Raw genomic sequence first — 13833 nt, forward strand, 5'->3', positions numbered from 1 at the left:
CTACTCAATACAAGCATGAAGATCATTTTACACCAACATGACTCGAAGGCGCTGGTCATCAACCGCGATGCCATCCGTCTCGTCGAATCCCTGACCGATGCCGACAAAGAGCGCGACGAAACCGGCCAAATTCTGCCCGGCCCGTCCAAGAAAAAGACCGCTGTTTGGTTTAGATTGGGCGACAGCGAATTGGCCGTCGTCGCGATCGTGGCGGAAAGTTCGACCTACGTCCGGGCCAAGATGGAGGGCGATATCGTCGATTTGGTAGGCGCTCATGGCAAGCGTTTCGCACTGGATCGCGCGGCCATCGTTGACTGCATCGAAGTCGATGGCGGCACCGTGGTCAACACGTCGATCCGCAACGCCAACGGCCCGATCCGCCTAACCGTCAACGACTGCGCGCAGACCATCTATGATTTGGTCGAACCCGATCGCGAACCAGATTTTGAACAAGAAATTGAAGAAGAGGATGAACCCGCAGAATGAACCAGTACACAAACCCCGACCTGACCCAGCGCAAAATCGTGGAAGCCAGCCTTTTGCAGATCGACACGCTGATCGAAGCTATCGACGCACTGGCCGCTGACACAAAGGCTGACCGCGACGCAGATGCGATCGACAACAAGACCAGCCAGATTATCGATATGCAGCTTACCAATTTCGATGGCTGTCGGATCAACCTTACCGGCGAACGCGACCGGCTGGCCGTTATCATCGCGACGTGGGACGCTGCGGCCTGATCGACTTGCATCCTCCTTGCGCGATTGTTTCAATGACGGTCGGCAAGGAGGACAGCTATGGATTTTCGGCAGATGGTCGTTGATGCGGGTGTCAAGGAACTGCGGCACCAGCTTGGTGACGATGAGGTAGACCAGAACGGCACCTACGTTCAGGTGGAAAGCGGCTTCAAAATGGCCCGTGTCGCTGAGCATATTTTACGCACCGCCCTTGGCTCAGGCGATGAATATATCGTCCAACAAATTGCGAAGCTGCTTGCCGGGACAGGACAGGATTGGGAGCCGCACCGGGGCATGGCGGTAGATGTCCTGACGACCGTCTGGGGTGCGGTGACTGAACTTTGGACCCGCTTCCCTAGCGCCCGACCGATCGACCGGGCCAGCATAAATATGGGATGACGATCAAACCGAAAAATTGGGCCAAATCTGCCCTTAAAGCTATCGGGCGGGCCGCTGGGTTTGTCCTGCCGCTCATGAACCGGCGCAACATTTCGATCGGCCTTGGGATCGCCACGCTGTTCGGTGTGGTCGCGCCGCAGACCGCGACGGATGTGCGTAACGTGATCTTTGCGCCGGTCGGCGTTGAGCAGAGTGCGGGCGACCTGCTCTGATGTTTGATCATCCGAAATCATTGGTAGATGCCGGGGCAGGAGCCGGGACGGTTCTCACCACGCTGGCCTATTATGCGGACCATCTCGCGCCGATCCTAGCTTGCATATCGACCTTCATGGCTATTGGCTGGTTTGCGATCCGCTACTATCATTTCGTGCGATATGGGCGAGATATCCCGCGCGAATAAATATCGCTATCATCGGTATGAGCTAAATGCGTTTTGATCGTCCGCCCATTCAATTAACCGAGGCGTCACAACTATTGGACGCTGTTCTACAATAGGTACGAGCACTTTAAGGCGATCTATAAGGTCATCAGGGAAATGCACCTCGGTAGAGAAATTTGATCGAAGCTCCGCCACGGCACGCTCAGCAATGGATAGGACACTTTCAGCGATATTTTCGCTTTTGGAGCGTTCAAACCAATCATCTTGCGTGTCGACAATCGCACTTAACTTTTGATGAAATCCATTCCATCCTTCGAGGTCGGAAACTGGATTCCCGAAACGGGCTGTGCCCGCTTTTCGGGCCTCTTCTTTGGCATGGCTTACTGCGATCCGAATAGCATCGGATAAGGGGCTACATATGTCGAAGATGAAGACACTTTCAACTTCATGCTTCAATTCAGTAAAATCGATATTCTGGCCAAGTTCGTTGTGCTGGCCTTCGAGTTCGGCAATAAGGTCAAAGCGCTTTTGCCATCTATCCGAGCCGCCCCATCGGCCACGCATAACAGCGTTCATAACCGTTTCGCGCGTATAGACAGAGACGACATTCTTCAACCGATCTATCAAATCGGCGGCTTCTTTCTGCTTATCTTCCCAAAGTTCGGCTTCAAATCCTAGACCTTTGAACCGCTTGAACCGTGCCAAATTTGAATAGAAAAAGCTGAAAAACGCCATTGCGAAAAGTGCCGAAGCTGAAGCAATTTGTGCGATCAATAGAAAATAGAATGTAAATCCGAGGCAGGCCAGTCCGACCAATCCAAACAAAACACGTTCCCAACGTGTGTGCATGTAATGCCAGAGTTTCGACATTAAAGTCGCCATATCATTGCTAACGATCCTCGTGAGGTGAGTTTCTCAAAACTCATGGATCGTCTATATCAAAAACTAGCATTCGATACTTCCGAAAATAGTTACGGTTTAAGCAATTTGGCCGCTGCGCTTGCTGCTGCCGTTGATGAGCGCGTTATCAATGCTACTCCTACCACCATCACAGCCCCAATGGCGTATCGCCAAACACCAATATTCATTTTCGCGATATCGATTTTCTCTTTGTCTCGTGCTATGAAGTCCTGTCTTATCTTAGACCGTTCCTCAGCGCTTTCAGCTTTGTCCAAAGCCTTTAAAAGAAACTCTGTATCGCTATCGTGGCTGTCGTAAAACCGCGATTGGCTTTCCTTCATGCCGTCAAAGACTGCTTTCAACGGCTTGTCGCTAAATCCTGTTGAGCCCTGAGCAACAGGTCCTAAAAACTCTGCTTCCAAGTCTGCTGCCAAGTCGCCCGACCGAAGAGGGACATTTTCTTTTTTTTCTTTGTTTGCCACATTGCCCCGCCTGATTGAGCGCATACGGTCAGTTTCATAGTGGAGAATGCAGAAGCACTACAAGAAACGCAAGACTGTAGACGTTTAAGGCATGCGCAGCAGCGCAAGCACCGCGTCAGCCTCACTCACAAATTCCAGCGCCGCCTGCTCCATTTCGATCCGGCTGAAATCAGCCGTGTCATTGGCGATCATTGCCAGATCACGCTGTTGCCCCAGATTGGCGGCTATGAACCAGCGCAGGCGATCCCACGGTCCATCAAAGTCAGGCTGGTCGAGATGGTCGCTTTCCATACAGGTGGTCTGCCACCAGCCTTCCCGGCGACAATACTGGGGCGGGCGTGGGTACAGGGTTGAGCAGGCGTCTGGATAGTCAGGGGTGGTCCAGACAGCGCCGGGGCCGTCGAGCATGTCGTGTAGATCGTGGGTGTCCATGATCATACTTATGCAGATGCGCGGAACCGGGGCGGGGGACGGTGGTTATCCAGATATCGGACTTAGCTTCACGCCCCCCGCTTGACAGTCCGATACCCATTCGGACCCCGCCAGTGCTCCCCCGACGCTGGTGGGGTCTTTCGATTAAGGCCGCAGGCGTCTGGCGCTTCCCATGCCAAAGTTTCGGCGGATCAGTTCGTCCAAGATAGCTTGTTCTTCCCCGGTCGGATTGTCGGGGTCCAGTATCGCAGTCTGCGCTGCCGCCAGTTCGTCGTCTGTCATAGCGGCGGCCAGTGCTACATATCGCAGGTGATCTTGCATCCAGACTATATATCAAGCCGACATCGAAACGAAAATAATTGAGGTTATGATTTCACGGAGTACGTAAATTTCGCAAGGGTACCGTTGCAGCTTTGTCCACGTTCATCCCCTTCGCGATCCGTATGCTGAACGCAGCGAGGGAAATCCCATTCTCGCGGGCGACCACTAGCGCGCATCGTCCATCCGGCGTTTTCAGTTCGCGTATTTTCCTCACCATCAATCGGCCGAACCATCGCGGCGCGAAATGGGTCCGGTGATCACGGTAAAGCTTTGCCACGATTCTCAGGCGCAGGTGCTTGTCCTAGCCGTGTCCTAAACGTGTCCTAGAACAAATGGGCTAGGGCACGCTAGGTCACGGACCCATCACAAATTGCTGTAATTTAGGGAAAAAATGGTGACCCCGGCTGGATTCGAACCAGCGACCGTTCGCTTAGAAGGCGAATGCTCTATCCAACTGAGCTACGGGGCCGTGCGCGTGTCGCGATAGCGGGCGGGAAGGCCGGTTGCAATCGCCTGACTGCACCGGCCCTCACTTCGTCAGGCTCCCCCCGGCGCGAACTGCGTCGGTACGGCTGGGCGGTCGGACGGGGACGAGGCAGGCGGCGCAGGGTCGACCGTGACCGGCTGGTCGCTGCGCACCAGGGCGACGGCTTCCGCCCGACTTTCGACCGCCGGCGGCGATCCCCTCAGCGGCATGCCAGCGGTTTCGCGGACGGTCCACATCGTCAAAATGCCGATTGCGGCCGCGCCCATCAGATAATAGGCCGGGATCAGCGGGTCGCCGGTCTGGCTCACCAGCCAGGCGGTGACGAGCGGGGTCGTGCCGCCGAATAGCGAGACAGACACGTTGAACGCGATGGACAGCCCGCTGTAGCGTACTGGCGTGTAGAACAGCGCCGGCAGGGTCGAGGGCATCGAACTGGTAAAGCAGACCAGCGTCACGCCCAGCAGCATCAGCCCGGCAAAGATCAGCCAGTCGTTGCCCGTCCCGATCAGCCACATGCACGGTACCGACAGGGCGATCAGCGCCGTGCAGGCGCCGATGATCATCGGCCGGCGGCCAAGCCGGTCGCTGATCGCGCCGCCCAGGACATTGAGCGGCATCATCACCAGCATCACCAGGATGATGAGCAGCAGCCCCTTGCTCTCCGCATAGCCCATGGTGACGCTCAGATAATTGGGCATGTAGGTCAAAAGCATATAGTCGGTGACGTTGAAGACCAGCACCAGCCCCATGCACTTAACCAGCTGGCGCCAATGGGTGCGCAGCAGGGCGATGAGCGGCAGGCGCTGCTGCTCGCGCTTGTCGGCTTCTTCTGTATAGGCGCGAAATGCCGGCGTTTCCTCCAGCTTCAGCCGCATGTAGAGGCCGAGCAGCCCCAGCGGTCCTGCGATGAGGAAAGGGATGCGCCACCCCCATGCCAGCATATCGGCATCGCTCAGCGCCATTTGCAGCGCCGTGACCGTGCCCGCGCCCATAATATATCCGCCCAGCGTGCCGAACTCCAGCCAGCTGCCCATGAAGCCGCGCTTCTGGTCGGTCGAATATTCCGCGATGAAGGTCGCCGCCCCGCCATATTCGCCGCCGGTGGAAAAGCCCTGGATCAAACGGGCGACCAACAGCAATATGGGCGCGCCCATGCCGATCCGTTCATAGGAAGGGATGAGGCCGATGGCGAAGGTACCGATCGCCATCATGATCATGGTGAAGGCCAGCACCTTATGCCGGCCATAACGGTCGCCGAGCGGCCCGAACACCAGCCCGCCCAGCGGGCGGACGAGGAAGGCGGCGGTAAAGGTCGCGAACGTCGCGATCAATTGCGCGGTGGGATCGCCAGCGGGAAAGAAGACGCGGCCCAATGTGACGGCCAGATAGCCGTAAACGCCGAAATCGAACCATTCCATGGCATTGCCAAGCGCCGCTGCGCCCACGGCCCGGTTCAACTGGGACTTGTCGACGATGGTGATGTCGTCGATCTTCAGGTCGCGACGTCGTTTGAACCAGCCAAGATGCGCACGATGCGCGTTGGAAGTGGACATATATGTCTCCGGTTCCGCCAACGGAGACACGAAGGACGCGCCACGCACAATAGGCGGATAAGGGGTCGAACAAGCGACCGTGAAAGGTGCGACGCCAGTGCGGCATCAAGCGAAGAGAGGGCGACATAGGCAATCTATGCACAAAAGTGGGCAGTTAAGGGACGGGCCGTGGCTTCAGGGGGGTGAGCTGACCCAAGATGCTGCGTTGCGATGTCGCAATGCAGCAAAAAAGCGGAATTGATGAGTTAGGTTGGGTTCGAACCTGCATGCGCTTGCAATCGTTCGGCTGAGCGATAAGCATCATGGCTATGAGCGATGGGGCGGTTCACAAGATCGATGCGGATGCGCTGGGAAGCCGGCCGCTACGTTATTACGACTTCTTCATGGCGGCGTTCGTCGCGATATTGCTGCTGTCGAACCTGATCGGCGCAGCAAAATTATCGACCCTGGGCGGCGTCACCTTTGGCGCGGGCATCCTCTTCTTTCCGCTCGGCTACGTCATCGGCGACGTCCTGACCGAAATATATGGCTATTCGCGCGCGCGTCGCTGCGTCTGGGCGGGCTTTGGCGCGATGCTGTTTATGGCGCTGATGAGCTGGGTGGTCGTCGCCCTGCCGCCGGCGGCGGGATGGCCCGACCAGAAGGCCTATGAGGCTGTGTTCGGCAGCACATGGCGCATCGTCTTCGCCTCGCTGTGCGCCTTTTGGGCGGGGGAACTCGCCAACAGCTTCGTGATGGCCAAGATGAAGCTGCTAACGCAGGGGCGGCATTTGTGGATGCGTACCATCGGATCGACCGTCGTAGGGCAGGGGGTGGATAGTCTCCTCTTCTACCCGCTCGCCTTCCTCGGCAACTGGACGCACATGCAGGTGCTTACCGTCATGGTCACCAACTGGGCGATGAAGGTCTTCTGGGAATTTATGCTGACGCCCGTCACCTATCTGGTCGTCAATTTCCTCAAGCGCCAGGAAGGGCTGGACGTTTACGACGCGGGCACGAATTTCACCCCTTTCCGCACCCGGCTGTGAAAAACCTTACGTCGGCCCGATGCGGTAAATCCTCTATTTACCGATCTCTATCAATAAAGGCGCATGAGCCGCCACCTGCACGACGAATTCGTCCGACCTCTCGACCGTAAAGCATTTCCGATGATGAGGGAGGCCGATCTTGTCGGCCCCTGCACGAACATGGCGGCCGAACTGGGCCGTGCGCAGCGCCGGTTCGAGGCGACCTTCCATCATGCGCCGGTCGGCATCGCCCATGTGGGACTGGACGGCCATTTCCTGCTGGTCAATCCGCGCTTTTGCGAAATCAGCGGCTATGATGCCGATACGCTGATCCGCACCGGCTTCCAGCAGATTACCCATCCGGACGATCTCAACGCGGACGAAGCATTGCTGGCCCGCCTCAATGCCGGGGAGTTGCCGCGTTACTCGATGGAGAAGCGCTACATCCGGTCCGATGGAGCCGTCATCTGGATCAACCTGACCGTGGCAATGGTGCGCGACGATGATGATCGCCCCGAATTTTACGTCGCCGTGATCGAAGATCTGTCAGACCTGCGTCAGGCCAGTTTCGAAGCGATGCATGATCCGCTGACCAGCCTGTGCAACCGGCGCGGCTTTGGCTGCCGTGCCAAATATGTGCTGACCCATGCCGCGCAGACGGCGCGCCCCGCCAGCCTGCTGTTTCTGGACCTTGACGGGTTCAAGCAACTGAATGACAGCCATGGCCATGCCGCTGGCGATGCCTGCCTGGCCGATATCGGCGCTATTCTGCGCGCTCATACCCAGGCCGGCGATGTGGTCGCCCGCCTGGGCGGCGACGAATTTCTGGTGCTGCTGGCAAGCCGACAGGATTGCGATGTCGCCGCCATTGCAGAGAATGTGCGGATGGCGCTGGCCGCTTATGGCATGGGGATCAGCGGCAGTCTGGGCCTCGTCACTACCTACCGGCCCGACCCGGCCGAACTGGACCGGCTTATTGCCTGCGCCGACGATGCCATGCGTGACGCCAAGCGTGCCGGCAAGAATCAGGTCCGCGTGGCAGCCTTCACCTGACCGCTTCGTCAGGATAGGTGGCGCGCACGAAATACAGCCCGTCCGGCGGCGCATTGAGGCCAAGGGCCGCCCGATCCTTCACCTCCAGTGCGGCGCGCAGATCCTGCGCGCGCCATCGCCCCATGCCGACCATCGCCAGGCATCCGACCATCGACCGCACCTGATGATGCAGGAAGGATCGCGCCGCCGCATGGATGGCGATGCGGTCGCCGTCGCGTTCCACATCCAGCCGGTCCAGCGTCTTGACGGGGCTTAGCGCCTGGCAATGAGCCGAACGGAAGGTGGTGAAGTCGTGCAGCCCGACCAGGAACTGCGCGGCCTCGTGCATCGCCTGCGCATCCAGCGGCTGGATCACACGCCACATCAAACCGCGATCGACCGTCAGCGGCGCGCGGCGATTGACGATGCGATAGACATAGGATCTGCCGATGCAGGAAAAGCGTGCATGCCAATCGTCCGGCATGGGCTCGCACGCCAGGATCGCGACCGGATCGGGTCGCAGCCGCGCATTGACAGCCTCCATCAGCCGGAAGGGCGCGATATCCTTGTCGATGTCCGCATGGGCCCGCATCGCCAGCCCATGGACGCCCGCATCGGTCCGACCGGCCGCATGGATGATCGCCCGTTCGCCCGTGACCGCGAAGATCGCCTCCTCAAGTCGCTGCTGCACGCTTGGTCCATGTGCCTGCCGCTGCCAACCCATGAAGGGCCGGCCATCAAATTCGACGGTGAAGGCGAAACGGGTCATATTGGACCTCCGTTCGTGTCGAGCCCTTCGATTGCCTGCCAAGGCAGGCGCTCAGGACAGGCCAACGTCGAGAAACGGTTCTCGACAGGCTCGAACCGAACGGCATGTGGGCTATCCATCCACCCGGCTCCCGGCCGGCATCTCAAAACCGCGCAGCAATTCGCCCGGCGTCATCGCGCCCTTGCCCGCCCGCTGGATCAGGGTCGGGCGGATCGCGTCATGGCCGCAACCGATCAGCAGGCTGTCGTCCAGCAATTCGCCGACAGCCCCCTGTTGATGCTCGACATGTGCGGCCAGGATACGGAATCGCTCGCCGCGATATTCGAAAAAGGCGCCGGGGAACGGGTTGAAGGCGCGCACCTGCCGTTCGACCTGATGCGCGTCCTGGGCAAAGTCGATCCGCGATTCGGCCTTGTCGATCTTGGCGGCATAGGTGACGCCCTCTTGAGGCTGCGCCATGGGCGGATGCAGCGCGATATCGTCCAGAACCTCGATCATCAACGCAGCGCCGGCCTCGGCCAGTTCGGCGGTCAGCGCGCCGGCTGTCTTGTCCTCGATCGGCGTCACATGCTTGGCGCGCATCGGGCCCGTGTCCAGGCCCGCCTCCATGTCCATGATCGTCACGCCGGTCACATTGTCGCCCGACAGGATCGCCCTCTGGATCGGCGCCGCTCCGCGCCATCGCGGCAGCAAGGATGCGTGGATGTTCATGCAGCCATGGCGCGGCGCGTCCAGCACGGCGCGCGGCAGGATCAGCCCATAGGCGGCTACCACCGCCACATCGGCTTCCAGTGCGGCAAAGTTTGCCTGTACCGCAGCGTCCTTGAGCGACAGCGGCGTGCGCACCTCTATGCCCAGTGCCTCGGCGCGGCTATGAACCGGGGAGGGGCGCAAAGCCTTGCCGCGACCGGCGGGGCGGGGCGGCTGGCTGTAGATCGCAACGACGTCGTGACCTGCCCTGACCAGCGCGTCGAGCGGGGGAACGGCGAAATCGGGTGTGCCCATATAGATGATACGCATGGTGGGGCCTCAAAGCTCTTGTCGGGATGACATGCAACCCCTTATCTCATCATATGGCCTCACCAGAAATAGAAGCGCTCACGCAAGCCCTGTCCCGTCTGCCCGGCCTTGGCCCCCGTTCGGCGCGGCGCGCGGTGCTGCATCTGCTGAAACGGCGCGAGGGCGCCATGGAACCCTTGCTGCGCGCGCTGGAGGCGGTGAACGAACGGCTCGTGACCTGCCATCTTTGCGGCAATGTCGATACGGTCGATCCTTGCGGCATCTGCACCGACCACCGCCGCGATCCGCGCGCGCTGTGCGTGGTGGAAGATGTGTCGGACCTGTGGGCGCTGGACAAGTCGCGCCTTTTCCCCGGTCGCTTCCATGTGCTGGGCGGGCGCCTGTCGGCGTTGGAAGGGGTTCGGCCGGAGGACCTGACCATCGACGCGCTCATCGCGCGGCTGGAGCCGGGCGGCATCGATGAGGTGGTGCTGGCCATGAACGCCACGCTGGAGGGGCAGACCACCGCTCATTATCTCGTCGAGCGGTTGGAGCGTTTTCCGATCCGGCTGACCCAGTTGGCCCATGGTGTGCCTGTGGGTGGTGAACTGGACTATCTGGATGAAGGCACGCTGGCGCAGGCACTGCGCGCGCGGCGGCCGGTAGGGTAGGGCTGGCAAGCCGCGGTGGTTTTGGGGTCTCAGGCGAAGGTCGGGTGCCATTTCATCTCGATCGCCGTGATCGCGTCACCGTATAAGCTTCTGCGTCCTTGAACATCCTGTCCTACCGTTCTTGCCGGCGCTATGGTGGTAGGCCGTCGGCTGCTTCAGAATTATAGTTTAATTTCCTACTCTTGATCGTATATTTCAGGATATGCGGGAAATGTGCGAAGTTAAGCGCGCGACGCCCTGGTGAAGGCCATGGGATGAAAAGCTGGTAGCGCCTGCCCCGCCGGGCGCTTGATATTTGCCCCTGTTCCATCTATGTTCGGCCCATGGCCATCCGTCCCATCCTCGAAGCGCCCGATCCGCGGCTGCGCACCATCTCGACCCCTGTCGAGGCTATTGACGACGATCTACAGACGCTGATCGACGACATGTTCGACACCATGTACGACGCGCCGGGCATCGGCCTGGCCGCGATCCAGGTCGGCGTGCCGAAGCGGGTGCTGGTGATGGACCTTCAGGAACCCGAATCGGACGAAGAAGACGCCAAGCCGGTCAAGAACCCGATGGTCTTCATCAATCCCGAAATTCTTACAGGTTCGGACGAATTGTCGGTCTATCAGGAAGGTTGCCTGTCGGTCCCGGATCAATATGCCGAGGTCGAACGTCCCGCCACCGTCCGCGCCAGCTGGATGGACCGCGACGGCCGCATCCATGAAGAGCAGCTGGAAGGGCTGCTTGCCACTTGTCTCCAGCATGAGATGGATCATCTGGAGGGCGTTCTGTTCATCGATCATCTTTCGCGACTGAAACGCGACATGCTGCTCAAGAAACTGAACAAGGCGCGCAGGGCGGCCTGATCGGCACATGCCGTTGGACAGGAAAGGCGCCCCGCTGCTGCTTCCGGGGCGTTTTCCATTATGATCGGGGTCGCATGATGGCAATCAATCTATGATCATATCCAGGCCCTGGGCCTTCATCTGATCCAGATGCGCCATCATCTGACGGACCTGCTCGGGCGGATGCCCACGCCAACCCACGACTTCAGCCACGATCCGCAACGGCTCGCGGGATCGATAGGACAGGGTCGGATTGCCGGGAAGCTTTTTGTCCGTCACATTGGGATCGTCCAGAATCTCCCCGACCGGCTCGACGACGTAAATGCGTTGCGCGCCATCACCGCCGGCCAGTTCGGCGCCCCATATCGCCGCGTCCAGCGTCGCGCTCAGATAGGCCCAGGACAAGGGCCTGCCCGACCCGAAGTTGGATGCGTGGCCCACGGCGATCATGTCGCCCGGTTTCAAGTCTGCGCGCGTGCCGTGAAAATATTGGCGGACGAACATGGTGGGACAGGCGGACATGATGACGGCTCCTTGCCAATGTCCCTTGCATAGAAAAAAGCCTCCCCGAATGGAAATCCGGAGAGGCTGTGCATCATGTGTCAGCGGTTGCGCGTGTCAGCCGACCCCTTCGGTGTCCAGTGCGTAGCCGGCCGAGCGCACGGTGCGGATGATGTCCTGATATTGGCCGTCGCCGTTGATCGCCTTGCGCAGGCGGCGGATATGGACGTCCACGGTGCGCAGTTCGATATCGCTGTCCTGGCCCCAGACGCTGTCGAGCAGCCGCTCGCGCGAAAAGACCCAGCCGGGGTGCTCAAGAAAATGCTTAAGCAGGCGGAACTCGGTCGGACCCAGCGGGATCACCTGACCGCTGCGGCGGACCTTGTGCCCCACCGTGTCCATCTCGACATCGGCGAAGGTCAGCGTTTCGCCAGCCAGCGCCGGGCGTACGCGGCGCAGCACCGCGCCGACCCGCGCCACCAGCTCGCGGGGGCTGAACGGCTTGGTCACATAATCGTCCGCGCCGGTTTCCAGTCCGCGTACCCGATCCTCTTCCTCACCGCGCGCGGTCAGCATGATGATCGGGATATTGGCGGTGCCGTTCATGCGGCGCAGCCGGCGGCATACTTCGATGCCGGACAGGCTTTCGACCATCCAGTCGAGCAGCACGATGTCAGGCACATTTTCCTGCGCCATCAGCAGTGCTTCCTCGCCGTCCACCGTATGCGCGACGTCGAAATCTTCCCGCTTGAAATGCCAGATCAGCAGTTCGGCAAGGGCCGCGTCGTCTTCGACCAGCAGCATTTTGGCGCGTGCCATGGATCAATCCTCCGGTTGCAGGTCGGCGCCGCGTTCGCGCTCAGGCAGGGTCTGGCCGGTAGCGGCATAATAGACCATTTCCGCGACATTGGTCGCATGGTCGCCGATCCGTTCGATATTCTTCGCGACGAACAGCAGATGCGCGCATTCGCTGATCGTCTTGGGATTTTCGACCATGAAGGTCACCAGCGTGCGGAACACGCTGTTATAGAAATCGTCCACCACCGCATCACGCTCGATCACCGCCAGCGCCAGATCGGGGTCGCGCGCGGCAAAGGCATTGAGCGCATCATGCACCATTTCGCCCGCGACCTGCCCCATCGACGGCAGCAGCGAAATCGGCTCTAGCGTGCGGGTATTGGTCGCGATCAGCGGCACGCGCTTGGCGATATTCTTGGCATAATCGCCAATGCGCTCCACGACGCTCACGATCTTCAATGCCGCGATCACGTCGCGCAGGTCGTTGGCCATTGGCGCACGCAGGGCGATCACCTGGATCACCAGCTTTTCGACTTCCGCCTCGATCGCGTCGATACGCTTGTCGTCGGCGACCACTTCGGCGGCCAATTTCTTGTCCTGCCGCTGGAGCGCCAGCATCGCGTTTTCGATCGCCGCTTCCGCGCGACCGCCCATTTCGGCGATCAATCCGCGCAGCCGGTCGATTTCCTCGTCAAATGCCTTGATCGTATGTTCAGCCATGTCTGTCTCTCCCGCGATCAGCCGTACCGACCGGTGATATAGTCCTTGGTCCGCTCCTGGCGGGGATTGGTGAAGATATCCGATGTCACGCCATATTCGACCAGATCGCCCAGATGGAAGAAGGCGGTCCGCTGCGACACGCGGGCGGCCTGCTGCATGTTGTGCGTCACGATCACGATCGCGTAGCGGCCGCGCAGTTCATGGATCAGTTCCTCGATCTTGGCGGTCGCGATGGGATCGAGCGCCGAACAGGGCTCATCCATCAGGATGACTTCGGGTTCGACCGCGATGGCGCGGCCGATGCACAGCCGCTGCTGCTGGCCACCCGACAGGGCCGTGCCGCTGTCGTGCAGGCGATCCTTGACTTCATCCCACAAGCCGGCGCGACGCAGCGACTTTTCGACGATCACGTCCATGTCCGCTTTGCCCGCGGCCAGGCCATGAATGCGCGGCCCATAAGCGATATTCTCGTAGATCGACTTGGGGAAGGGATTGGGCTTCTGGAACACCATGCCCACCCGCGCGCGCAGCTGCACCACGTCCATCGACGGGGCGTAGATATTCTCGCCGTCCAGCGTGATTTCGCCCTCGACCCGCGCCGATGCGACCGTGTCGTTCATGCGATTGAGCGTTCGCAGGAAGGTCGACTTGCCGCAGCCCGACGGGCCGATGAAGGCGGTGACATGGTCCATGCCGACGTCGATCGACACGCCCTTGATCGCCTGCTTCTCGCCATAGAAAACCTTGACGTCGCGGGCCGACATCTTGGGATTGTCGATGGTCAGGTTGGTTTGTTCTTCTGTCATGGGTGTA

The 13833-nt window shown here is 60.0% G+C and carries 19 protein-coding genes and 1 tRNA gene; 9 read left to right on the forward strand and 11 right to left on the reverse strand.

Annotated features, from left to right (window positions below):
* From AC07UX_RS18100 to AC07UX_RS18120, 5 genes are all read left to right on the forward strand, one after another.
* Positions 1 to 486: hypothetical protein (locus tag AC07UX_RS18100; RefSeq protein ID WP_495193371.1), on the forward strand; the 486-nt coding region annotated here is incomplete at its 5' end.
* On the forward strand, positions 483 to 740 hold the full coding sequence (locus AC07UX_RS18105; RefSeq protein WP_495193372.1) for a hypothetical protein: 258 nt from the start codon (positions 483 to 485) through the stop codon (positions 738 to 740). The genes AC07UX_RS18100 and AC07UX_RS18105, both read left to right, overlap by 4 nt.
* Positions 741 to 797: 57 nt before the next feature.
* Positions 798 to 1136, forward strand: a complete 339-nt coding sequence (locus AC07UX_RS18110; protein WP_495193373.1) for a hypothetical protein — start codon at positions 798 to 800, stop codon at positions 1134 to 1136.
* The gene (locus AC07UX_RS18115; protein WP_495193374.1) at positions 1133 to 1348 is read left to right on the forward strand and encodes a hypothetical protein; all 216 of its coding nucleotides are present in this window, start codon (positions 1133 to 1135) and stop codon (positions 1346 to 1348) included. Before AC07UX_RS18110 ends, AC07UX_RS18115 begins: the two co-directional genes overlap by 4 nt.
* On the forward strand, positions 1348 to 1536 hold the full coding sequence (locus AC07UX_RS18120) for a hypothetical protein (RefSeq protein WP_495193375.1): 189 nt from the start codon (positions 1348 to 1350) through the stop codon (positions 1534 to 1536). The genes AC07UX_RS18115 and AC07UX_RS18120 overlap by 1 nt, the downstream gene beginning before the upstream one ends.
* A 9-nt stretch (positions 1537 to 1545) precedes the next feature.
* Here the strand turns inward: AC07UX_RS18120 and AC07UX_RS18125 are convergent, their stop codons facing one another.
* From AC07UX_RS18125 to proP, 5 genes are all read right to left on the reverse strand, one after another.
* Positions 1546 to 2385: a hypothetical protein gene (locus AC07UX_RS18125; RefSeq protein WP_495193376.1), complete on the reverse strand. Its 840-nt coding sequence runs from the start codon at positions 2383 to 2385 to the stop codon at positions 1546 to 1548.
* A 101-nt stretch (positions 2386 to 2486) separates the two neighbouring features.
* Positions 2487 to 2897, reverse strand: coding sequence for a hypothetical protein (locus AC07UX_RS18130; protein WP_495193377.1), 411 nt, complete (start codon positions 2895 to 2897; stop codon positions 2487 to 2489).
* Between the two features lie 84 nt (positions 2898 to 2981).
* Complete coding sequence (locus AC07UX_RS18135) at positions 2982 to 3335, reverse strand: hypothetical protein (RefSeq protein WP_495193378.1); 354 nt, start codon at positions 3333 to 3335, stop codon at positions 2982 to 2984.
* Positions 3336 to 4042: 707 nt separating this feature from the next.
* Positions 4043 to 4119 (reverse strand) — tRNA-Arg (locus AC07UX_RS18140).
* Between the two features lie 68 nt (positions 4120 to 4187).
* Entirely contained in the window at positions 4188 to 5690 is a 1503-nt protein-coding gene (gene proP / locus AC07UX_RS18145; protein ID WP_495193379.1) for a glycine betaine/L-proline transporter ProP, read from the reverse strand.
* Between the two features lie 308 nt (positions 5691 to 5998).
* Between proP and AC07UX_RS18150 the strand changes: the two genes are divergently transcribed.
* Positions 5999 to 6718: a queuosine precursor transporter gene (locus tag AC07UX_RS18150; RefSeq protein WP_495193461.1), complete on the forward strand. Its 720-nt coding sequence runs from the start codon at positions 5999 to 6001 to the stop codon at positions 6716 to 6718.
* Between the two features lie 63 nt (positions 6719 to 6781).
* Positions 6782 to 7750 (forward strand): GGDEF domain-containing protein, encoded by a 969-nt coding sequence (locus AC07UX_RS18155; protein WP_495193380.1) that lies wholly within the window; start codon positions 6782 to 6784, stop codon positions 7748 to 7750.
* Here AC07UX_RS18155 and truA read toward each other — a convergent pair.
* Positions 7743 to 8498: a tRNA pseudouridine(38-40) synthase TruA gene (gene truA, locus AC07UX_RS18160; RefSeq protein ID WP_495193381.1), complete on the reverse strand. Its 756-nt coding sequence runs from the start codon at positions 8496 to 8498 to the stop codon at positions 7743 to 7745. The genes AC07UX_RS18155 and truA overlap by 8 nt on opposite strands.
* Positions 8499 to 8609: 111 nt before the next feature.
* Positions 8610 to 9518 (reverse strand): methionyl-tRNA formyltransferase, encoded by a 909-nt coding sequence (gene fmt / locus AC07UX_RS18165; protein WP_495193382.1) that lies wholly within the window; start codon positions 9516 to 9518, stop codon positions 8610 to 8612.
* 53 nt (positions 9519 to 9571) lie between these two features.
* On the opposite strand from fmt, the gene recR reads away from it, so the two are divergent.
* Positions 9572 to 10168: a recombination mediator RecR gene (gene recR / locus AC07UX_RS18170; protein WP_495193383.1), complete on the forward strand. Its 597-nt coding sequence runs from the start codon at positions 9572 to 9574 to the stop codon at positions 10166 to 10168.
* Between the two features lie 323 nt (positions 10169 to 10491).
* Positions 10492 to 11022 carry a peptide deformylase gene (gene def, locus AC07UX_RS18175; RefSeq protein WP_495193384.1) on the forward strand — a complete coding sequence of 177 codons (531 nt, stop codon included), beginning with the start codon at positions 10492 to 10494 and terminating at the stop codon, positions 11020 to 11022.
* Between the two features lie 84 nt (positions 11023 to 11106).
* On the opposite strand, the gene arr is transcribed toward def, so the two are convergent.
* From arr to pstB, 4 genes are all read right to left on the reverse strand, one after another.
* Positions 11107 to 11523, reverse strand: a complete 417-nt coding sequence (gene arr / locus AC07UX_RS18180; RefSeq protein WP_495193385.1) for an NAD(+)--rifampin ADP-ribosyltransferase — start codon at positions 11521 to 11523, stop codon at positions 11107 to 11109.
* Between the two features lie 96 nt (positions 11524 to 11619).
* Complete coding sequence (gene phoB / locus AC07UX_RS18185) at positions 11620 to 12321, reverse strand: phosphate regulon transcriptional regulator PhoB (RefSeq protein ID WP_120249375.1); 702 nt, start codon at positions 12319 to 12321, stop codon at positions 11620 to 11622.
* 3 nt (positions 12322 to 12324) lie between these two features.
* Positions 12325 to 13020: a phosphate signaling complex protein PhoU gene (phoU, locus tag AC07UX_RS18190; protein ID WP_495193386.1), complete on the reverse strand. Its 696-nt coding sequence runs from the start codon at positions 13018 to 13020 to the stop codon at positions 12325 to 12327.
* 17 nt (positions 13021 to 13037) lie between these two features.
* Entirely contained in the window at positions 13038 to 13826 is a 789-nt protein-coding gene (gene pstB / locus AC07UX_RS18195) for a phosphate ABC transporter ATP-binding protein PstB (protein WP_150424737.1), read from the reverse strand.
* Between the last annotated feature and the right edge of the window lie 7 nt (positions 13827 to 13833).

This window comes from Sphingobium sp. GW821-FHT02B05 (genome assembly GCF_059421905.1).

Bases quoted from the DNA above. Each gene is read 5' to 3' on its own strand.
- AC07UX_RS18105 (WP_495193372.1), top strand. From the start codon at position 483: ATGAACCAGTACACAAACCCCGACCTGACCCAGCGCAAAATCGTGGAA.
- AC07UX_RS18110 (WP_495193373.1), top strand. From the start codon at position 798: ATGGATTTTCGGCAGATGGTCGTTGATGCGGGTGTCAAGGAACTGCGG.
- AC07UX_RS18115 (WP_495193374.1), top strand. From the start codon at position 1,133: ATGACGATCAAACCGAAAAATTGGGCCAAATCTGCCCTTAAAGCTATC.
- AC07UX_RS18120 (WP_495193375.1), top strand. From the start codon at position 1,348: ATGTTTGATCATCCGAAATCATTGGTAGATGCCGGGGCAGGAGCCGGG.
- AC07UX_RS18125 (WP_495193376.1), bottom strand. From the start codon at position 2,385: ATGTCGAAACTCTGGCATTACATGCACACACGTTGGGAACGTGTTTTG.
- AC07UX_RS18135 (WP_495193378.1), bottom strand. From the start codon at position 3,335: ATGATCATGGACACCCACGATCTACACGACATGCTCGACGGCCCCGGC.
- proP (WP_495193379.1), bottom strand. From the start codon at position 5,690: ATGTCCACTTCCAACGCGCATCGTGCGCATCTTGGCTGGTTCAAACGA.
- AC07UX_RS18150 (WP_495193461.1), top strand. From the start codon at position 5,999: ATGAGCGATGGGGCGGTTCACAAGATCGATGCGGATGCGCTGGGAAGC.
- AC07UX_RS18155 (WP_495193380.1), top strand. From the start codon at position 6,782: ATGAGCCGCCACCTGCACGACGAATTCGTCCGACCTCTCGACCGTAAA.
- truA (WP_495193381.1), bottom strand. From the start codon at position 8,498: ATGACCCGTTTCGCCTTCACCGTCGAATTTGATGGCCGGCCCTTCATG.
- fmt (WP_495193382.1), bottom strand. From the start codon at position 9,518: ATGCGTATCATCTATATGGGCACACCCGATTTCGCCGTTCCCCCGCTC.
- recR (WP_495193383.1), top strand. From the start codon at position 9,572: ATGGCCTCACCAGAAATAGAAGCGCTCACGCAAGCCCTGTCCCGTCTG.
- def (WP_495193384.1), top strand. From the start codon at position 10,492: ATGGCCATCCGTCCCATCCTCGAAGCGCCCGATCCGCGGCTGCGCACC.
- arr (WP_495193385.1), bottom strand. From the start codon at position 11,523: ATGTCCGCCTGTCCCACCATGTTCGTCCGCCAATATTTTCACGGCACG.
- phoB (WP_120249375.1), bottom strand. From the start codon at position 12,321: ATGGCACGCGCCAAAATGCTGCTGGTCGAAGACGACGCGGCCCTTGCC.
- phoU (WP_495193386.1), bottom strand. From the start codon at position 13,020: ATGGCTGAACATACGATCAAGGCATTTGACGAGGAAATCGACCGGCTG.
- pstB (WP_150424737.1), bottom strand. From the start codon at position 13,826: ATGACAGAAGAACAAACCAACCTGACCATCGACAATCCCAAGATGTCG.